Source organism: Bacillus sp. Pc3 (assembly GCF_000815145.1).
GTDB lineage: Bacteria > Bacillota > Bacilli > Bacillales > Bacillaceae > Bacillus > Bacillus velezensis.
In genome coordinates this window covers 3,010,570-3,031,396 of the sequence record NZ_CP010406.1, presented here as the reverse complement: position 1 = coordinate 3,031,396, position 20,827 = coordinate 3,010,570, and the positions used below count along the sequence as shown (strand labels likewise).

Annotated in this window: 19 protein-coding genes; 16 read left to right on the top strand and 3 right to left on the bottom strand. The window is 47.8% G+C overall.

Annotation, left to right across the window (positions count from 1 at the left end):
- Positions 1-38: 38 nt before the first annotated feature.
- From SB24_RS14465 to SB24_RS14455, 3 genes are all read left to right on the top strand, one after another.
- Positions 39-1,202 carry a MalY/PatB family protein gene (locus SB24_RS14465; protein WP_031378409.1) on the top strand — a complete coding sequence of 388 codons (1,164 nt, stop codon included), beginning with the start codon at positions 39-41 and terminating at the stop codon, positions 1,200-1,202.
- A gap of 122 nt (positions 1,203-1,324) precedes the next feature.
- On the top strand, positions 1,325-2,608 hold the full coding sequence (locus SB24_RS14460) for a sensor histidine kinase (RefSeq protein WP_031378408.1): 1,284 nt from the start codon (positions 1,325-1,327) through the stop codon (positions 2,606-2,608).
- Between the two features lie 47 nt (positions 2,609-2,655).
- Positions 2,656-3,042, top strand: a complete 387-nt coding sequence (locus SB24_RS14455; protein WP_003152087.1) for a kinase-associated lipoprotein KapB — start codon at positions 2,656-2,658, stop codon at positions 3,040-3,042.
- 24 nt (positions 3,043-3,066) lie between these two features.
- Here the strand turns inward: SB24_RS14455 and kapD are convergent, their stop codons facing one another.
- Entirely contained in the window at positions 3,067-3,684 is a 618-nt protein-coding gene (kapD, locus tag SB24_RS14450; protein ID WP_003152084.1) for a 3'-5' exonuclease KapD, read from the bottom strand.
- A gap of 150 nt (positions 3,685-3,834) precedes the next feature.
- Between kapD and SB24_RS14445 the strand changes: the two genes are divergently transcribed.
- The 3 genes from SB24_RS14445 (at position 3,835) to SB24_RS14435 (ending at position 7,478) form a co-directional block, all read left to right on the top strand.
- Positions 3,835-5,079, top strand: coding sequence for a multidrug efflux MFS transporter (locus SB24_RS14445; RefSeq protein WP_039254077.1), 1,245 nt, complete (start codon positions 3,835-3,837; stop codon positions 5,077-5,079).
- Positions 5,080-5,168: 89 nt separating this feature from the next.
- Positions 5,169-7,043 (top strand): transglycosylase domain-containing protein, encoded by a 1,875-nt coding sequence (locus tag SB24_RS14440; RefSeq protein ID WP_014305709.1) that lies wholly within the window; start codon positions 5,169-5,171, stop codon positions 7,041-7,043.
- Between the two features lie 21 nt (positions 7,044-7,064).
- Positions 7,065-7,478, top strand: a complete 414-nt coding sequence (locus SB24_RS14435) for a thiol-disulfide oxidoreductase DCC family protein (protein WP_003152080.1) — start codon at positions 7,065-7,067, stop codon at positions 7,476-7,478.
- Between the two features lie 14 nt (positions 7,479-7,492).
- Here the strand turns inward: SB24_RS14435 and SB24_RS14430 are convergent, their stop codons facing one another.
- Positions 7,493-8,050, bottom strand: coding sequence for a YufK family protein (locus tag SB24_RS14430; RefSeq protein WP_007408662.1), 558 nt, complete (start codon positions 8,048-8,050; stop codon positions 7,493-7,495).
- A 174-nt stretch (positions 8,051-8,224) separates the two neighbouring features.
- On the opposite strand from SB24_RS14430, the gene malK reads away from it, so the two are divergent.
- From malK to SB24_RS14400, 6 genes are all read left to right on the top strand, one after another.
- Positions 8,225-9,826, top strand: coding sequence for a malate sensor histidine kinase MalK (gene malK, locus SB24_RS14425; protein WP_003152078.1), 1,602 nt, complete (start codon positions 8,225-8,227; stop codon positions 9,824-9,826).
- The gene (locus SB24_RS14420; protein ID WP_003152077.1) at positions 9,819-10,526 is read left to right on the top strand and encodes a response regulator; all 708 of its coding nucleotides are present in this window, start codon (positions 9,819-9,821) and stop codon (positions 10,524-10,526) included. The genes malK and SB24_RS14420 overlap by 8 nt, the downstream gene beginning before the upstream one ends.
- Before the next feature lie 401 nt (positions 10,527-10,927).
- Entirely contained in the window at positions 10,928-12,001 is a 1,074-nt protein-coding gene (locus SB24_RS14415) for a BMP family lipoprotein (protein ID WP_007408665.1), read from the top strand.
- A 141-nt stretch (positions 12,002-12,142) separates the two neighbouring features.
- Positions 12,143-13,675, top strand: a complete 1,533-nt coding sequence (locus SB24_RS14410) for an ABC transporter ATP-binding protein (RefSeq protein WP_039254072.1) — start codon at positions 12,143-12,145, stop codon at positions 13,673-13,675.
- A complete protein-coding gene (locus SB24_RS14405; protein WP_012118308.1) occupies positions 13,668-14,714 on the top strand; it encodes an ABC transporter permease in 1,047 nt (348 codons plus the stop codon). The genes SB24_RS14410 and SB24_RS14405 overlap by 8 nt, the downstream gene beginning before the upstream one ends.
- Positions 14,715-15,674, top strand: coding sequence for an ABC transporter permease (locus SB24_RS14400; RefSeq protein ID WP_039254069.1), 960 nt, complete (start codon positions 14,715-14,717; stop codon positions 15,672-15,674).
- A 45-nt stretch (positions 15,675-15,719) separates the two neighbouring features.
- Here SB24_RS14400 and SB24_RS14395 read toward each other — a convergent pair whose 3' ends face one another.
- Complete coding sequence (locus tag SB24_RS14395) at positions 15,720-15,938, bottom strand: hypothetical protein (protein WP_039063527.1); 219 nt, start codon at positions 15,936-15,938, stop codon at positions 15,720-15,722.
- Between the two features lie 243 nt (positions 15,939-16,181).
- Between SB24_RS14395 and SB24_RS14390 the strand changes: the two genes are divergently transcribed.
- From SB24_RS14390 to SB24_RS14375, 4 genes are read left to right on the top strand one after another with little or no spacing between them, the layout of a single operon-like run.
- Positions 16,182-18,584: a Na+/H+ antiporter subunit A gene (locus SB24_RS14390; protein WP_039254066.1), complete on the top strand. Its 2,403-nt coding sequence runs from the start codon at positions 16,182-16,184 to the stop codon at positions 18,582-18,584.
- The gene (locus tag SB24_RS14385; protein ID WP_007613424.1) at positions 18,581-19,012 is read left to right on the top strand and encodes a Na(+)/H(+) antiporter subunit B; all 432 of its coding nucleotides are present in this window, start codon (positions 18,581-18,583) and stop codon (positions 19,010-19,012) included. The genes SB24_RS14390 and SB24_RS14385 overlap by 4 nt, the downstream gene beginning before the upstream one ends.
- Positions 19,012-19,353, top strand: a complete 342-nt coding sequence (locus tag SB24_RS14380; protein WP_039254062.1) for a Na(+)/H(+) antiporter subunit C — start codon at positions 19,012-19,014, stop codon at positions 19,351-19,353. The genes SB24_RS14385 and SB24_RS14380 overlap by 1 nt, the downstream gene beginning before the upstream one ends.
- A complete protein-coding gene (locus SB24_RS14375) occupies positions 19,346-20,827 on the top strand; it encodes a Na+/H+ antiporter subunit D (RefSeq protein WP_039254060.1) in 1,482 nt (493 codons plus the stop codon). The genes SB24_RS14380 and SB24_RS14375 overlap by 8 nt, the downstream gene beginning before the upstream one ends.

Below are 20,827 nucleotides of genomic sequence, written 5' to 3'. Positions count from 1 at the left end.
ACGCTGTGCAAAATAATGATACTACAGGAGTGACATACATGAACTTTGATCTTCGAGAAAACCGTCTTGGCACACAATCGGTGAAATGGGACAAGGCGGAAGCGTTATTCGGCGTATCGGATGCACTTCCGATGTGGGTTGCCGATATGGATTTCCGCGCTCCCGAAGCGGTCACTGACGCCTTAAAAGCCCGCCTTGACCACGGCATATTCGGTTATACGGCTCCTGACGAAAACACAAGAGAAGCCGTCGCTTCATGGCTTGAGACACGGCACGGCTACCGGCCCGATCCCGCAAGCATCACGTTCAGTCCCGGAGTTGTCACGGCAATCAGCATGGCAGTACAAGCCTTTACCGAACCGGGCGATCCGGTGTTGATTCAATCACCGGTGTATACGCCTTTTTATCAGATGATCAAGGAAAACAAACGGCAGGTTTTACATAACCCATTACGGGAAGAAAACGGCGTCTACTGCATGGATTTTGAGGATCTTGAGAAAAAGCTGAACGATTCTGAGGTCAAGCTGATGATTCTTTGTAATCCCCACAATCCGTCCGGCAGAGCGTGGAGCCGGGATGAGCTTATGAAGCTCGGATCGCTGTGCGCCGCCCATAACGTCACCGTCGTTTCTGACGAGATACATTCCGACTTGATGCTGTACGGAAAGCCGCATACGCCTTTTGCTTCTCTGTCTGAGGAGTTTGCGCGGATTTCCGTTACTTGTGTCGCGCCGAGCAAGACGTTTAATATTGCCGGCATTCAGGCATCCGCCATTATCATTCCCGACCGTTATAAGCGGGCGAAATTCTCCGCCGCATTGCATCAGAACGGGATTTCCAGCCTCAACACATTTGCGGTTGCAGCAATCGAAGCGGCTTATACAAAGGGAGGCCCTTGGCTTGACGCGCTGATTCCTTACATTGAAGGGAATATGAAATTGGCTGAGGACTTTTTAAGAAAAGAATTGCCGAAAGTCCGCATGATGAAACCTGACGCTTCCTATTTGATCTGGATGGATTTCAGCGGATACGGATTTTCGGATGCCGAGCTCAAAGAAAGAATGCTCAAAAAAGGGAAAATCATATTAGAGCCGGGAACGAAATACGGACCGGGCGGCGAAGGATTTATGAGACTTAATGTCGGCTGTTCAGCCGCAACCGTAAAAGAAGGGCTTGAGAGAATGAAAGCAGCGCTCGCTTAGCAGCGGAAAGAACGCCTTTATCAGACGAGATAAGGGCGTTCGCTTTAGAGAAATATATACTTTTTTTGCCGGTAAAGATGTTATAATAGATTCATATTTACATAGGAAAGGATTTCGCATAAATGGAGATTGTAAAGGATTACCTGCTTCACTTCTCTTTTATTTTATTCCCTATTTTTCTTTATCAAGTCTTCTGGCTCAGCAAGCCCGATTTGCTTGTACCGAGAGCGAACCGCCTGCTGGTCGCCGTATTTGCAGCGGCATCTTCATTATTATGTACGGCTTTTCCCATCCAGGAGCTTCATTCCGTCCGTTACGGTTTGCAGCTGATTCCCATTATCGTCTGCCTGCTTTATTCCGGTACCGCAGCAGGACTTGCCGCAGGGGCGGCATCCGTTTTTTTTCAGCTCATATGGTTTGAACCTTCCGCTCTTTTTTTCTTATCCTTAATTCCTTTTTTAATCATCATCCCTATCCAGCTCCAAACGAAATGGCCTTTTTTCTCAAAGCGGAAGAAACTGCTTTTCGCTCTTCTCATCGGCTGCACTGAAACCGCCTTATTAACCGCATCTGTCTTCATCTATTCCGTGACCAATATTTTCAATTTTCAAAATCTATCTTCCGTTTATTATGAGGCGGCAGTATCCGTTTTTTTTCAAGTCAGCGCCCTTTTGCTGTGCATTTATTTGATTGAGATCATCGATGAGAATGCGTCCATGCGGGCAAGGCTGATTCACTCAGAAAAAATGGCCGTCGTCAGCGAGCTTGCGGCAAGCGTCGCCCATGAAGTCCGCAATCCGCTTACGGTCGTCAGAGGTTTTGTGCAGCTGCTGTTCAGCGGCGAGCAGCTTCAGGACAAATCCCACTCCGGATATCAGAAACTTGTGCTGTCCGAACTCGACCGGGCTCAGACGATCATTACGAATTATCTTGATATGGCGAAGCAGGATGACTATGAAAAAGAAAAGTTTGATATTTCTCTGCTCGTAAAGGAAACAGGTTCCTTAATGGAGTCTTATGCCAATTTTAAATCGGTGACCGTGACTGTTCAAAGCGAGCCTGATTTATATGTGTTCGGCGATGTAAAAAAACTGAAACAGGCCTTCATTAATCTGATTAAAAACAGTATTGAAGCCGTGCCCTCTGAAAACGGCCGAATCGAGGTCTCCGTCCAAAAACAGGAAGAGATGATTCTCATTCAGATTACGGATAACGGAATCGGCATGTCCGATGAAGAACTGCAGAAACTCGGCAAACCGTATTATACGCTGAAAACGAACGGCACCGGGCTCGGGCTTACCGTGACATTCTCGATTATTCAGCATCATGAAGGCTCCGTCTATTTCACCAGCGGCGAGTACTCGGGCACAACGGCTTCAGTCAGGCTTCCGGCAGCTGTTCACTAGCCAATCTCGTTGATCTTTTATAGAATAACTAGAGAGAGGTGAACGCTATGAATTCGTTTGAAATCGGCACAATCGTAAAAGGGTTTTATAAAACAGGAGCATACATAGGGGAAGTGACAGACGTCAGGCCCAATCACTATTTAGTGAAAATTAAAGCCGTTCTGACGCATCCCGCTCAAGGAGATCTTCATCATCCGAAGCAGGCGGATGTTCCGTTCTTTCATGAAAGAAGAGCGCTTGCATTCGGGGAACAGACAAACATACCGCATCAGATGGTCAAACCGTTTGATGGCGAAGTTCCTGATTATACGGCTTCCTTACAAGCGGCGTCTGCCCGGCTGAAAGATCAGCTTACAGCGGACGGCTCAGAATGGGCGGAACGTTCGCTCGCCAACTTGGCCGCGTTAGAGCGTGACTATTTTAAAAGAACTTGACCCAGTCGGCATGATTGGGTTTTTTTATGTGGCCCGGCGAAACAGTTCAGTCAGATCGACGCGATCACCGATCGTCGGAGGTTTCGGTTTTTCAAGATATTGTTTATCCCGCTCGACAAGCTTGAATAATTTGTATGTCGTCCGCGCATCATCCAGCGCTTTGTGATGTGTGCCCGTTCCTTTATCGCCATACTCTTCCGCCGCTTTCCAAAGGCCGGTCAATGTTCTGTCGCCGAAGAAGTTTTTGTATTCAAGGGACAGATCCCGAAGTTCTCCTTTGAACGGAAAAGGGATGTGGTTAAACATGCAATTTTGCTTCAACACCTTCATATCCATATTTCCCCAGGTGACGATCGTGCAGTTTTTATCAGGATCAAGCTCATTTAATTTGCGGATGAATTCATTAAACGTGATTCCGCCGTCCACGTCTTTTTGGGTGATGTTCAGAAAGGTTTTGCATCGTTTCGTCAGCTTTGGAAATTTTTTCGGTTTGATATAACTCGAAAACGTTTCAGTCACTTCATCATTCACCGTCTTGACAATCCCCGCTTCAATAATCTCAGGAAAGAAATTTTGCGGGCTGTATTTTCCGTCAGGCATCGTAAATTCAAAATCAATAATGAGCAGACTGCGCTGATCCACTTTTTTACACCTGCCTTTCCTCCGATCAAAAATGATATTTTATGATAGTATATCAGTTTCCCCTCTGAAACTTTCTTCATTTTCTAAAAATAATGAATTTTCCTATATCCGCATCGAAAATACAAATACCGGATTCATTCCTATATACTAATGATTAGACACACGAAAATTAAAGAAGGTGATGTTATTTCTGTCCGTAAGAAGAACTTCGTCGTCATTTGGATTACAAATTTCTTTATTTCCGCCAGCATGACCATGATTGTTCCGTTTCTTTCGTTATATATCGAAACGATCAGCCCCCATTCGGGCGGGTATGTGCAGAGATGGAGCGGGTATGTGTTCGGCGTCACGTTTTTAATGGCGTTTGTGATTTCCCCGTTTTGGGGAAGATTCGGCGATAAGCGCGGCTACAAAAAAATTCTCTTGATTACAGGAACCGGCATTGCCGTCAGCATTTTATTGATGGGGTTTGTGAAATCCGTTTATCAGCTGTTTGTCCTGCGGCTGCTTATGGGTCTAGTAACAGGCTTTGTTCCGACATCGCTTGCCATGATTTCGGCGCAGACGCCGAAAGAGACTGCCGGGAAGACGCTCGGCACGCTGCAGATGGGTCAGGTGTCAGGCACTTTATTCGGACCGATGCTGGGCGGGCTGCTCGCTGACAGCTTCGGGTTTACGTACACATTTTTTATTACGTCTTTTGTTATTTTCGTATCCGTGCTTCTCGTTTTATTTCAGGTGAATGAGCAGCCGCTCGGCGAGAAACAAAACAAGCGGAAAACCTATTCCAGAAAACAGGTGCTCTCCTATATTTTTCACCAGCCCGCGCTTTGGGCGATGATGGTGCTTACCATGATCGTGCAGACCGGCAATTTCAGCATCCAGCCGCTGCTCGCTTTATATGTCAATGAGCTGCACGGACCTGTTAATTTAGCCTTTTTCTCCGGAATGGCGTTTTCAGCGACCGGACTCGGAAGCTTATTGCTTGCCCGGAAATGGGGGGACTTCGGCGACCGCTTCGGCCACAGCCGGATCTTAATCGTGCTTTTGATTGCATCAGCGGTGTTTTTTATTCCGCAGGCGCTCGCCTCCTCCCTCTCCATTCTGTTAGTCTTCAGATTTCTGTTCGGCATGGTCATGGGCGGCACGCTCCCCTGCATTACGGCCGCGATCCGCGTCAGGGCGCCGGGCAGCATCCAGGGAGAGGTGCTCGGCTATAACGTCAGCTTTCGTTTTCTCGGAAACGTGCTCGGCCCTCTGCTCGGAGGTGCGGTCTCAAGCGGTTATTCTATTTCGGCTGCTTTCTACGTCACCGCCTTTCTCTTTTTAATAGGCGCGGGGCTTTTATGGATGGCGGGACATCTGCAAAAGGATACAGCGTCAAATGCGGGCTGACCGGCAGCGATCACGATTTCTTCTAAATTTAACCTTCTCGTATTCTTAAAAGAATGATACGATATGGCTAGAAATCAGGAGAAAAGAGAGTGACCATGGTACGTAAAATAATCGGATGGATTTTGCTGCTCGGCATTATCCCGTTGTGTGCATTTACAGTTATTGCTTCCGGCAAAGAGGTAAAACAAATCAAGCCTTTTGATCAGGTGCTCGATAAACATATTGACTTAAAAGCGATCAACCTGGTTCAAAACAGTTACATGTATGACAGGGACGGAAGCCTTGTTTCTGAGATTGTCAGCGATCATGAGAACCGCGTGATCGTGCCCTTTAATAAAATACCGAATGAGGTAAAACAGCTGTTTTTAACCTCTGAAGACCGCCATTTTTATGAGCATAAAGGGTTTGACTTTATGGGGATGGTCAGGGCGGCCGCCTCCAATTTCAAAGATCATAAAATTGACCAGGGCGCCAGCACCATCACCCAGCAGCTGGCAAGGAATGTGTATTTAAGCCATGAACGCACCTTCAGCCGAAAGCTGACGGAGCTGGCCTATTCCTATCAGCTTGAGAAAAAATACAGCAAAGATGAGATTTTAGAAGGCTACTTAAATACAATTTATTTTAATAACGGCGTATACGGTGTCGGTTCAGCGGCACAATTTTATTTCAGCAAGCCGCTGAAATCTCTCACTTTGGGAGAGATGGCCTTTATCTGCGCCATTCCTAATAACCCTACATTATATGATCCTCTCAAGCATTTTGATTATACGAAAAAACGACAAGTCAGATTGCTTAACGGATTGAAAAAAGCAGGCGTTATATCCGGGAAACAGCTGAAAAAAGCCGAAAAGGAAAAGATCAAGCTTGATATAAACGAAAAAACAAATAAATATCCTGACTATGTTTCCTATGTAAATGATGAATTCACACAGCTTGTTTCCTCATCTGAAGGCTATGACAAACGTCTTGAAAAAGCTTCCGGAAAGGCGAAACAAAAAATACAGAGTGAGCTTTCCGACAGAGTCAGCACATTGTTAAAAGACGGCGTGAAGATTTATACGGCGCTGAATCCGTATATGCAAAACCAAGTCGTCGCCCAAGTGAATCAAAATCTGCCGTATGCAGGCGTCCAGGGCGGAGCGGCCGTGATTAATCATCAGACACATCAGATTATCGCGCTTTCAGGCGGGAAAGATTATCATAAATATGATTTCAACCGCGCCTATCAAGCATACAGACAGCCCGGTTCATCCATTAAGCCGCTGCTTGATTACGGACCTTACATTGAAAAGACCGGCGCAACGCCACACAGCAAGATTGACGCAAGCAAATTCTGCAGTGCGGATTACTGCCCGCAGAACTATAATAACCGCACGTACGGCACGGTTACCCTGGAAACGGCGTTTAAATACTCGTACAACACACCGGCCATCAGAATCATGGACCGCGTCGGCGTCAATAAGGCGTTCAGCTACCTTGAACCGTTTCATTTCGCGAAGCTGGTCAGCGCGGATTACCGTCTGCCTGCGGCGCTGGGCGGTTTTACAAACGGCATGACGCCGCTTGAAATGACCAATGCGTATACCACGTTCGGCAACAACGGTGTTTATACGCCGAGTCACGCGATTACAAAAGTGACTGATTTAAAAGGAAAAACGATATTAAAATGGAAAGATGAGCCGGCGCAGGTATTCAGCGTGCGGACCAACATGCAGATCAAAGAAATGATGAAAGCCGTCGTCAAAAGCGGAACAGGAAAGAAAGCGAACTTTAAAGCTCCGTACGTCGGCGGAAAATCAGGAACGTCAAATGACTATCACGATATGTGGTTTGTCGGCCTGACGGATGCTTATACGATGGGGGTATGGGTCGGCAAGGATACACCGTCAAGCGTCGAATACCTTCATGACGCAAGCCCTCAGCTTTCAATCTGGAAAAACACGCTGCAGGCAGCTTATTAAAGATAACGGAGGGGATCCGCTTTGAAACCAGCTCAGCTTCCGGACCGCGTGCTTTTGTTTGACGGCGTCTGCAACTTATGCAGCGGCGCCGTTCAATTCATCATTAAACGCGATCCGGCCGGCAAAATCTCATTTGCTTCATTGCAATCAGATACCGCCCGGGAGCTTTTGGCATCAGAAGGACTTCCGACAGAACAATTTGACAGCATGATTTTCATCGAAAACGGGCGGATATACAAAAAATCCGCAGCCGTGTTAAAGGTTTCCCGTCATCTCCGCGGAGCCTGGCGGCTGTCAGCGATTTTTTTCGCAGTGCCCCGCCCACTCAGGGACAGAGCCTATTCTTTCATCGCCCGGCGCCGTTACAAATGGTTCGGAAAAAGGGAAGCATGCATGCTCCCCTCCCCTGAGATCAAAAACAGATTTCTGTCTTAACAAAAATGGCTAGCTTACACAGGTAAGCTAGCCATTATGCTATTATAAAGCTTGATAAAGATGTACAAAATACCGATAACAAAAGTAAACCAAAACAGAATCTCAAGCAATATAAAACCGATCAGCGAAACGATCGAGAGTGTCGAATAGATTCTGTACACCATGAAAATCAAATAAACGAGCGTAACAACGGCAAATAACGCCGCAATCCAAAAACCATTCTGCACGAGCGCAAAGGAAAGAATTCCTCCGCCTACATAAATTAAAGAGCCTAATCTGATTTTTTTCAGATTGTCCCCTTCAGGGTCATTTGTGAAAAACAAAAGAGACAGCTCTGTCACTGTGTTTGCAATCAGCTTCAAAGCCGAAAAAAGCATAAAATACACAAGGGCGAACGCTGCAAAAAGCGCCAGTCTGATCCCTTTCTCAGAGAAATAATCCAGCATCCCCTGATACATGCCGAGCGTCTGAAGTATCTTCATGACATAAAGCGAGGTAGAAATGGATAATGACGAACTAAAAAGCAGAATCGCAACGAGCGGAAAATAACCCGTCCAATAAGTATTTTTCATATAAAAAGTCCCTTTCTGTAATCTACCTCACTTATTATGGAGGACTTAAAACACATTGACAAGATAAAAAATTCCATTTTTCCTCACTTTTACGAAATAAGGGCCTGATCTTCACAAACCGGCTTTTTCGGAGTAAAGTAGAACGCGGGAATGATAAACGTAAGGAAGGCTGTTATGAAAAAAACATTAAAATTGCAAACCCGATTAACGATATTCGTCTGTATTGTCGTCCTTATCGCACTTTGTATCACCTTTTTCACGATCAGCGTCCAGACCGCGGACCGCGTGAAAGAAGAAGAACGGACAACCGCGCTGCGCACCGCAAAGCTGGTCGCGGAAACACCGAGTGTCGCGCAGGCATTGCAAACAAGAAAAGGGCTGAAAGAGCTCCGGAATTATACACTGGATGTCCAGCATACGACAGGAACCGAATTTGTCGTGGTGATGGATATGAACAGCATCCGCCTCACCCACCCCGACGCAAATAAAATCGGGAAGAAATTCACCGGCGGAGACGAACAGCCGGCAATGCACGGCCATATCAAAACGAGCACATCAGCGGGCACTCTCGGAAAATCCATGAGAGCCTTCGTACCGATCTATGGAAAAGATAAAAAACAAGTGGGCGTCGTTTCGGTCGGAATTTCGCTTAACAAAATACAGGATGTCGTCAGCCACAGTTTGAGACCGCTTTATTTCATCATCTGCGTAAGTATTTTTGTCGGCGTCATCGGAGCCGTGATTGTCGCCCGCACCGTCAAAAACATTATGTACGGTCTTGAGCCTTATGAAATCGCCACCCTCCTGGAAGAGCGGAGCGCCATGCTCGAATCAACGAAGGAAGGCATCCTGGCGGTTGACGCGCGGGGAAAAATAAAGCTTGCCAATGCGGAAGCGAAACGGCTTTTTATTAAAATGGGTATTCCGACTAATCCGGTCGATCAAGATGTGAACGATATTCTCCCGAAAAGCCGGCTGAAACAGGTGATTGAAACGAAAAAACCGCTTCAGGACAGGGATATCCGCATTAACGGACTTGAGCTGGTCTTTAATGAAGTTCCGATTCATCTGAAAGGACAAACCGTGGGAGCGATCGCCACGTTCAGGGACAAAACGGAGGTCAAACATTTAGCAGAACAGCTGTCCGGTGTTAAAATGTATGCAAACGCATTAAGAGCCCAGTCTCATGAATTCATGAATAAGCTTCATGTCATTTTAGGGCTTGTCCAGTTAAAAGAATACGACGATCTCGGCACTTACATTAAAGACATTGCCATTCAGCAGAAGACGGAAACAAGCGAGATTATAAGTGATGTCAAAAGTCCGGTTCTCGCAGGGTTTCTTCTGGGAAAACAAAGCTACATACGCGAGCAGGGCGCTGATCTGGACATTCAGCTCGGCAGCCTGATTCCGAATGCGGCGGATCCGGCCGTCATCCATGAGCTCATTACGATTATCGGAAACCTGTTAAACAACGCGCTCGACGCGGTGGCGCAGATGCCGAAAAAAAACATTACGTGCTCGATGCGGTTTCAGGATCGCCAGCTTGATATAGAGATTACGGACACGGGAGCCGGAATGTCTGCGGCAGACCAAGCCCGTATTTTTGAACAAGGTTATTCCACGAAAGGGACAAACCGGGGGTTCGGCCTCTATTTCACCCAGCAGGCAACAGAAAATTTAAAAGGCCATATGATTGTGACAAGTGAAAAGAATGAAGGAACGACTTTCAGTCTTCGCATTCCGTATGAACCGAAGGAGGAAAATGATGATTAATGTACTCATAGTTGAAGACGACCCCATGGTGGGTGAATTAAATAAACGCTATCTCAGCCAGATTGAAGGATTTCAGCTGAAAGGGATCGCATCATCCTTTCAAAGCGCGCTGCACGTGCTGAGCGAGCATCATATCGATCTCATCCTTCTTGACATTTACATGCCGGGAAAAAACGGGCTTGAGCTTTTAACGGAAATCCGCAAGCAGAATGAATCGGTTGATGTCATCGTCATTTCGGCCGCAAGCGAGCTGGACGTCATTAAAAAAACGCTTCGGTACGGCGCCGTCGATTATTTAATCAAACCATTTGAATTTGACCGCTTTCAAACCGCTCTTTCCGACTACAGACGCAAGCAGAAAGTTTATCAATCACACAGAAGCATGACACAGAAAGAATTGGATGCCGAGCTTTTTCAAAAGAAAGAAGCGGCGGAAAAGGTTCACCTTCCGAAGGGATTGACAAAGAGCACGCTTAAACTCATCTGGGCGAGCATTGAGTCTTTCGGCGACGGCTCTTTTACCACGGAAGATCTCGCCAAGCATACTGAAATCTCGCAAGTCTCCATCCGGAAATACCTTAAATTTCTGGAAGACATACAAGTGCTGAATGTAGAGATGGCGTACGGCACGATCGGCAGACCCGTCTTTCAATATCATATCAACACCGGCAATGTCAGCAGCATCAAACAATATTTATAATGTCAAAAAGCGCCGTTTCGCTGTGAACGGTGCTTTTTTACTGTCATATCCCGTGACAAAAGGCTTGAGATTCCTTTTTGATATGCTATATAAGGATAATGACCCGGCTGATCCTCCTCTGTTTTAACCAGATGAGGAAGCCGATTCATAAAATTGATATTTTTTAAAAAATAAGCAAATTTCTATTTATTTATGGCGGGTAAAATGATAAATTATGATTGGTTAGCAGATCTTTTCAGATAAGTCATAAGTCCCGAACCCGGAAGAGACAGCCGCTCAAGGCGGGAAAAAAAGAGACGTCTCATCATTATTATCAGAAAGTTTTTTCGATTCTGCATCCGGCACGGGGACTCAAGTCTGAATTGAACGGCACAGCCATATTTTACAGGGGGGTTATATCTTTGAAAAAACGCAAAATCGGAATGGCGATGGCGCTCATCGCAGCGGCCGGAACCATATTAAGCGCATGCGGTTCAAGTGATAAAGCAAACGGCTCCGGCAGCAAAAACTTTACCGTCGGCATGGTAACGGATATCGGCGGTGTTGATGACAAATCATTTAACCAGTCCGCCTGGGAAGGCATCCAGGCATTCGGAAAAGACAACGGGCTTACAAAAGGCAAAAGCGGTTTTGACTATCTTCAATCAAAATCAGATGCAGATTATACAACGAACTTAAATAAATTAGCGCGGGAACACTTTGACCTGATTTACGGCGTCGGGTATCTGATGCAGGATTCCATCAGCGAAATCGCCGATCAGCGCAAAGACACAAATTTTGCGATCATTGATGCCGTTGTCAAAAAAGACAACGTGGCGAGCCTTACATTTAAAGAGCAGGAAGGCTCATTCCTCGTGGGAGCGGCCGCTGCGCTATCGAGCAAAACGGGAAAAGTCGGATTCGTGGGCGGAATGGAGTCTGAATTGATCAAAAAATTCGAAATCGGCTTCCGCGCGGGTGTACAAGCCGCAAATCCGAAAGCGACCGTCGAAGTGAAATATGCGGGCGGGTTTGACAAAGCCGATGTCGGCAAGGCGACGGCTGAAAGCATGTACAAATCAGGCGTTGACGTCATTTATCACGCGGCCGGCGCAACGGGAACGGGCGTCTTCACAGAAGCGAAAAATCTGAAAAAAGAAGATCCGAAGCGGAACGTATGGGTTATCGGTGTTGATAAAGACCAGTACGCGGAAGGCCAAGTCAAAGGCACAAAAGACAATGTCACTCTCACATCAATGGTCAAAAAAGTGGATACTGCCGTGGAGGACTTAACGAAAAAAGCGAGTGACGGTAAATTCCCGGGCGGCAAAACATTAACATACGGTTTGGCGCAAGATGCAGTCGGTATCTCGGATCATAAGGAGAACCTTTCTGACGATGTCATCAAAGCAACAGACGATTGGAAGAAGAAAATCGCGGACGGACTCGAGATCCCTTCAACTGAAAAAGAATTGAAATCCTTCAAGGCTGAGTAAGAACCAGGGGATAAGGTGACTTCCGTGCTTATCCCCTCTCTTTTATGAAAAGAGCGGTGAAGGAAAAGCTGCATCTCTTGCAGCTTTTCTTTTGCCAAGCTCTTTCTCATCAAAGTATCTCTGAAAAGGAGCGTCAAATCGGTGGATTATATCATTGAAATGCTTAATATACGCAAGGAGTTTCCCGGAATCGTCGCCAATGATGACGTCACGCTTCAAGTGAAAAAAGGCGAAATACACGCCCTTCTCGGTGAAAACGGCGCCGGAAAATCGACACTCATGAACGTTTTATTCGGCCTGTATCAGCCGGAAAAAGGCGAGATCCGGGTGCGGGGCGAACGCGTTCACATCAACAGCCCGAACAAAGCCAACGATCTCGGCATCGGGATGGTGCACCAGCATTTTATGCTTGTGGATACCTTTACCGTCTCAGAAAATATCATTCTCGGAAAAGAGCCGAAAACTTTCGGCCGAATTGACAGACAGCGCGCCGCCCGGGACGTGCGCGATATTTCCGACCGTTACGGCCTGCACATTGATCCTGAAGCCAAAGTTGCCGATATTTCCGTCGGTATGCAGCAGCGGGCGGAAATATTAAAGACCCTCTACCGGGGCGCCGACATTCTCATTTTTGACGAGCCGACCGCGGTGCTGACCCCGCACGAAATTCAAGAACTGATTCAGATTATGAAAAATCTTGTCAATGAAGGAAAATCAATCATCCTCATCACCCACAAATTAAAAGAGATTATGGAAGTCTGCGACCGTGTCACCATCATCCGGAAAGGAAAAGGCATTACAACACTCGATGTCGCACATACGGATCAAGATGAACTGGCAAGCCTTATGGTCGGACGCGAAGTGTCATTCAAGACGGATAAACAAGTGGCCGATCCGAAACAAGAAGTGCTTTCACTTTCTGATGTAACGGTTAAAGACGCGCGCGGCGTTGAGGCGGTCAAACAGCTCTCCCTCTCAGTCAGAGCCGGTGAAATCGTCGGCATTGCGGGCGTTGACGGAAACGGCCAGTCTGAATTAATTGAAGCCATTACAGGTCTCAGAAAAACGAATGCCGGCACGATCACGTTAAACGGCAAACAGCTGCAAAACATGCCGCCGCGGAAAGTCACTGAAGCCGGCATCGGGCATATTCCGCAGGACAGGCATAAACACGGGCTCGTCCTTGATTTTCCGATCGGAGAAAATATCGTGCTGCAAAGTTATTACCAAAAGCCCTACTCTTCTTTCGGCATATTAAATAAACACACGATTTATGACAAAGCGCGAAACCTGATTAAAGAATACGATGTCAGAACACCTGATGAATATACGCCTGCGCGCGCTCTCTCCGGAGGGAATCAGCAAAAGGCCATTATCGGCCGGGAAGTGGACAGAAATCCGGATCTTTTAATTGCGGCCCAGCCGACGCGGGGACTCGATGTCGGCGCGATTGAATTCGTCCATAAAAAGATCATTGAGCAGCGTGACGCCGGTAAAGCGGTGCTTCTGTTATCTTTTGAACTTGATGAAATAATGAATCTCAGCGATCGCATCGCCGTCATCTTTGAAGGCAGCATCATCGCAAACGTCAATCCGCTTGAAACAAACGAGCAGGAGCTCGGACTTTTAATGGCGGGAAGTAAGCAAATGGAGGCGGGGAAAACACATGATTAATCGACTTTCTCATCTGGCTGTGCCGCTGATTGCGATCATCCTTGGATTAGCTGCGGGTGCGGTCATCATGCTCGCCAGCGGCTACAATGTCGTAAGCGGGTATTCGGCTCTTTGGAGCGGCATTTTCGGTGAAGTGTATTACATCGGGGAATCGATCCGGCAGATTACGCCATATATTTTGTCCGGATTGGCCGTGGCATTCGCATTTCGGACCGGCCTGTTTAATATCGGGGTTGAAGGACAGCTCCTTGTCGGCTGGACCGCTGCGGTGTGGGTCGGCGCTTCCTTTGACGCCCCCGCTTACATCCACCTTCCGCTTTCGTTATTGGCGGCTGCGGCTGCGGGCGGCATTTGGGGCCTGATTCCCGGATTTTTAAAAGCCCGTTTTTTTGTCCACGAAGTGATTGTCACGATCATGATGAATTATATCGCTCTTCATTTAACCAATTATCTCATTTCCGATGTCATGACGGACCACCGGGACAAAACAGACAAAATTCATGAAAGCGCGTCGCTCCGCTCGCCGTTTTTAGAGCAGCTGACAGATTACTCCCGCCTTCACTGGGGCATTCTGATCGCTCTGTTTGCGGCAGTCCTCATGTGGTTTATCATTCATAAAACAAAAAGCGGATTTGAATTCCGGGCTGTCGGCTTTAACCAGCACGCCGCACAATACGCCGGAATGAGCGTCAGAAAAAATATGATGTACGCCATGATGATTTCCGGCGCCTTCGCGGGGCTTGCCGGCGCGATGGAAGGACTCGGAACCTTTCAATACGCGGCGGTTAAGGGCGCCTTTACCGGCGTCGGCTTCGACGGCATTGCGGTTGCGCTTCTCGGCGGCAGCACGGCAATCGGCGTTGTTCTGGCGGCATGTCTTCTCGGCGGCCTTAAAGTCGGGGCATTAAATATGCCGATTGAATCCGGGGTGCCTTCTGAAGTCGTTGACATCGTCATCGCCATTATTATTTTGTTTGTGGCATCAAGCTACGCCATCCGTCTCATCCTTGATAAATTGAAGAAAAAGGGGGCGAAGTAAGTGGACTTCCTGCAGATTTTATCCATTATTGTCCCGGCAACACTCGTATATGCGGCTCCGCTTATTTTAACTGCTCTCGGCGGCGTGTTTTCTGAAAGATCGGGAGTTGTCAACATCGGTCTTGAAGGACTGATGATTATCGGCGCCTTTACAAGCGTCATGTTCAACTTATTTTTCGGACGCGAGCTTGGCGCCGCCGCTCCGTGGCTCGCCTTGGCTGCGGCTATGATTGCCAGCGGACTGTTCTCACTGATCCACGCGGCCGCCGCGGTTTCTTTCCGCGCCGATCAGACGGTAACCGGTGTGGCGATCAATATGCTCGCATTAGGAGCGACACTGTTTATCGTCAAGCTGATCTACGGAAAGGCGCAGACTGATAAAATCCCGGAGCCCTTTTACAAAACGAACATTCCCGGGTTAAGCGATATTCCGGTTTTAGGAAAGATTTTCTTTTCCGACGTATATTATACGTCAATTTTAGCCATCGTACTGGCCTTTGTTTCCTGGTTTATTTTATTCAAAACGCCGTTCGGCCTCCGCATCCGTTCTGTCGGGGAACATCCGATGGCGGCCGATACGATGGGAATCAACGTGTTCGGCATGCGCTATATCGGCGTCATGATCAGCGGACTGTTGGGCGGGCTCGGCGGCGGTGTATATGCTTCCACGATCGCGCTTGATTTCACGCACTCCACCATTTCCGGGCAAGGCTTTATCGCTCTTGCCGCGCTGGTTTTCGGCAAATGGCATCCGATCGGCGCGCTCGGGGCTGCGCTGTTCTTCGGATTTGCGCAGAGTTTGAGCATTATCGGCTCGCTTTTGCCCCTGTTCAAAGACATTCCGAATGTATACATGCTGATGGCTCCTTACATTCTGACCATTCTCGCGCTTGCCGGCTTCATCGGCCGCGCGGATGCGCCTAAAGCCAACGGCATCCCTTACATTAAAGGAAAACGCTGATTGCCACAAAAAAAAGAGTTCCGCACCCTGGTGCCGGAACTCTTTTCATCTATATACGATTCTGATATACTCACGCGGCTGAAACGGTGTTTGCATTGATTCAGCCGCACTCAGCTTGTCTTCCGCGTATTCCGCACCGAGAAAAAAACGCTCCCATTCATCTGCCTCCGTCTGCTGCCGCGTTTTGCAGAAATCGTCCGCTATGAATGTTCCTGCAATAATAGAACAAAATATTCCAATACAGGCCGCCGCCTTTCTCTTCATCTGACCAGCTCCTTTTTTAAAAGCTTGATCTGAAAGATAAATGTATATACAAAGATCAGGATATTTGATAAATTTATTTTGGGTTCAAAAGACCACAAAAATACAGAAAGGAATACATTATGCCGTAGCAGGGTAAAAAAAAGTGCGATATAATTTGTACTGGGTCCTATGACCGTGAATTGATTAATTCACTCTTACATAAAGCAGTTGCTTGATGAAAAAACAAGCAAAGGAGGTCTTCTGTTGCAGCTGTTACATTTCGCGATTTTGGCGCCTTTTTTATTTGCATTTATCGTTCCCTTTCTTTATAAACGGGTAAAACAAGTCCATACAGGCTGGTTTGTGCTGATAGTGCCCGTTGTGCTGTTTGTTTACTTTATCAGCAAGCTCCCTGTAACAATGGCTGGGGAAACCGTCCGATATGCGGCCGAATGGATTCCGTCCCTCGGTATTAACTATACCGTTTATCTTGACGGACTCGGGCTGTTATTCGCTTTATTGATTACGGGCATCGGCTCTTTGGTGACGCTTTACAGTATTTTTTACTTATCGAAGGACAAAGAAAAGCTCGGCCCCTTTTATGTGTACCTGCTAATGTTTATGGGCGCGATGCTCGGCGTTGTGCTCGTCGATAACGTTATCGTGCTTTATATGTTCTGGGAGCTGACAAGCCTGTCATCCTTCTTATTAATCGGGTATTGGCATAAGCGGAAGAAATCACGCTACGGTGCGGAAAAGTCACTGCTGATTACCGTCGGCGGCGGGCTGTGCATGCTCGGCGGCTTTATCCTGCTGTATCTGATGACGGATTCTTTCAGTATCAGGGAAATGGTCAACCAGGTGCATATTATCGCAGGCCATCCGTTCTTTATTCCGGCGATGGTTCTCCTGTTATTGGGGGCCTTTACGAAATCAGCGCAGTTTCCGTTTTATATCTGGCTGCCTGATGCCATGGAGGCGCCGACTCCTGTCAGCGCCTATCTGCACTCGGCTACAATGGTGAAAGCGGGCATTTATCTGATTGCCAGATTCAGTCCGGTTTTTGCATTTTCACCCGTCTGGTTTTGGACGGTTGCCTCAGTCGGTCTGATCACGATGGTATGGGCTTCCTTTAATGCGATTAAACAAACCGATTTAAAAGCGATTCTGGCATTTTCCACAGTCAGCCAGCTCGGTATGATTGTATCGATGCTCGGCGCAGGAGCCGCCGCGCTTCATTACCAGCATTCAGAGTATTTTACGGCGGCTGTCACCGCGGCTGTGTTTCACTTAATTAACCATGCTACTTTTAAAGGAAGTTTATTTATGGCGGTCGGCATTATCGACCATGAAACGGGAACACGGGACATCCGCAGGCTCGGCGGACTGATGGCGCTTATGCCGGTAACGTTCACCGTTTCACTGATCGGAACGTTTTCCATGGCGGGCCTCCCTCCGTTTAACGGCTTTTTAAGTAAAGAAATGTTCTTTACAAGTATGCTGCGGATTGCTCATGCAGATATTTTCAGCCTGGATACGTGGGGCGTGCTGTTCCCCGTTCTCGCATGGATCGGGAGCGTCTTCACTTTCATCTACAGCATGAAGCTGTTTTTCAGAACGTTCAGCGGCGCGCGCAAACCTGATCAGCTTGAAAAGACGCCGCATGAAGCACCGCTCGGCATGCTGATTTCGCCGGTGATTCTTGCCGCTTGCGCCGTCAGTCTGTTTTTTGCACCGAACGTTTTGTCTTACAGCCTGATTGAACCGGCGATGAACTCCATTTATCCGGCTCTGTTAACCGGCGGAGATACATTCCATGTCCATATTTCCCAGTGGCACGGGGTGACGGCTGAGGTAATGATGACCCTCGGCATCATCATTGTCGGCACGATCGGTTACGTAACGCTGTCTAAATGGGAGCGTTTGTACGGTCTGTTTCCGAAAAAACTGACGCTGAACAAGCTTTACGATGCGGTGACGGGCAGTATGGAAAAAAGATCTTACCAGCTGACGTCATCTTATATGACCGGATTTTTGCGGGATTATCTGCTGTATATCTTTGCGGCGTTTATCATTCTCATCGGAGCGGCGTTCGTCATGAAAGGCGGCTTTTCCATGACAGCGAAAGGCATGGCTGAGATCGGCCTGTATGAAATCGTGCTGTCCCTCGTTATGGTGAGCGCAACGATTGCGACTGTGTTCGCCAAATCGCGGCTGACGGCCATTATCTCACTCGGTGTTGTCGGGTACACACTCGCGCTGTTTTTTGTGATTTTCAGAGCGCCCGATCTGGCGCTCACGCAGCTCGTCATTGAGACGATATCCGTCGCCTTGTTTCTTCTTTGTTTTTACCATCTGCCGAAAATGCGGCGGAAAAAGAAGACAAGAACATTCCGGATGACGAATTTTATCATTTCTCTCGGTGTCGGCCTCATCGTGACAATGCTCGGAATCGCGTCTTCCAGCGAAAAAACAAAAGACAGCATCTCCTCCTTTTTCACCGCTTACAGCCATAAGCTCGGGGGAGGAAACAATATCGTCAATGTCATCCTCGTTGATTTCAGGGGATTTGACACGATGTTTGAAATCACGGTGCTGTCGATTGCCGCACTCGGGATTTACGGCATGATCAGAACAAAAGTAAAAGAGGAGGGAGAAGAGCGTTGAGACAGCAAAAAACAAACGACATCATCCTTCAGACGGCAACGAAGCTTGTATCTTTTATCATTCTGCTTTTCTCTTTCTATTTATTTTTATCGGGGCATAACGCTCCCGGCGGAGGATTTGTCGGCGGACTGATTACGTCTTCGGCCATCGTGCTGCTGCTTTTGGCCTTTGATTTAAAAACCGTCAAATCGATTTTGCCCGTCAATTTTATTTATGTGGCGGGCGCGGGTCTGCTTATCGCGATTGCAACGGGTGCAGGTTCATTCTTATTCGGAGCGCCCTTTCTCACCCATACATTCGGCCATTTTCATCTCCCGGTGCTCGGGAATACGGAGCTTGCGACGGCCACTTTGTTTGATTTAGGTGTGTATCTCGTTGTTGTCGGCGTGACGATGACCATTATTCAAACGATTGGAGAGGAAGAATAGTGGAAATCTTAATGTCTGTCATTACCGGTATTTTGTTTATGGCGGCAACCTACCTGCTGCTTTCTAAAAGTCTGCTGCGCGTGATTATCGGCACCGCGCTTTTGAGCCACGGCGTCCATTTGCTGCTCCTGACCATGGGCGGACTGAAAAAAGGCGCTCCTCCCATACTGGGCGGAAAAAGCACATCGTTTGTCGATCCGCTGCCGCAGGCACTCATACTGACGGCGATCGTTATTTCGTTCGGCGTCACGTCCTTCCTGCTTGTGATGGCGTTTCGCGCCTATCAGGAACTGAAAACGGATGATATGGATCGAATGAGGGGAAATGATCAACATGAATAACTTTGTGATATTGCCTATTCTGGTGCCGCTGCTTGCCGCAGTGCTGCTGATTTTTATGAACAGGCACGTGATGCTGATGCGGATATTCAGCACTGCCGCTTCCTGTGTCTCCATCGTCATCAGCGCCGCTCTCGTTCAGACGGTTTTCACACACGGGATTCAGACGCTGACACTCGGCGGCTGGAAAGCGCCGTACGGCATTGTGCTCGCCGCGGATCAGCTTGCCGCACTGCTTGTTTTGACAACTGCCATAATCGGGCTGCTCGTCACCCTGTACTCCTTCCGCTCCATCGGAGAAAAAAGGGAGCGCGCTTTCTATTATTCAGGGGTGCAGTTTCTTCTGGCCGGCGTAAGCGGAGCGTTTTTGACGGGTGACCTGTTCAACATGTACGTCTTTTTTGAGCTTCTGCTTATCGCGTCCTACATGCTGATCGTGCTTGGCGGAACGAAAATTCAATTAAGAGAATCATTGAAGTACATCGTGTTTAACATTGTGTCATCCGCGTTTTTTGTCATCGGCGTCGGTTACTTATATGCGGTGACGGGCACGCTGAATATGGCTGATCTAAGCGTAAAAATAAGCGAATCGGGCCAGACCGGGCTGATAACCGTGATCGGCGTCCTTCTTCTCGTCGTTTTCGGTTTAAAGGGCGGGATATTCCCGCTGTATTTCTGGATGCCGGGCTCTTATTACGCCCCGCCGGCTGCAATTTCGGCTTTATTCGGGTCTCTTTTAACGAAAGTCGGCCTGTATGCCATTTTAAGAGTATTCACCCTGATCTTTATTCACGATACGGGCTTTACCCACCAATTGATGATGTGGCTTGCGATGCTGACGGTGCTATTCGGCGTAATCGGATCTATCGCCTTTTCGGATGTCATGAAAATCGTCATCTACAATATTATTACAGCCGTCGGCGTGATTTTGTTCGGCATTGCCATGAACACGCCGGCCTCCATTCAAGGAGCGGTTTATTACTTGATTCACGATATGCTGATTAAAGGAGCGCTGTTTATGCTTGCCGGCTCGCTTATCGCATTGACAGGCACTGCCAGCCTGCATAAAATGGGCGGACTGATCAACCGTTATCCCGTTTTAGGATGGATGTTCTTTATTTCAGCCATATCTTTGGCCGGCATCCCGCCGTTCAGCGGATTTGTGGGCAAGCTGAAGATCGCGGAAGGCGGGTTCGATAAGGGGGAAACATTGTTTTCCGTATTGATTCTCTTATCAAGCCTGCTTGTGCTCTATTCCGTGCTGAAGGTTTTTACGACGGCTTTTTGGGGGGAAGAAAAAGAAATCCCCGGCGCAGGCGGACGGTCCGCAAAAGGACTTCTTTATCCGGCAGCCGCTTTTCTCCTTTTGTCGCTTCTGTTCGGGCTCGGAACCGAATGGGTTTCTCCGTATGTCAATCAGACGGCTGAGAATCTGCTGAATCCGGAAAAATACATTGAAGCTGTTTTGGAGGAGTAG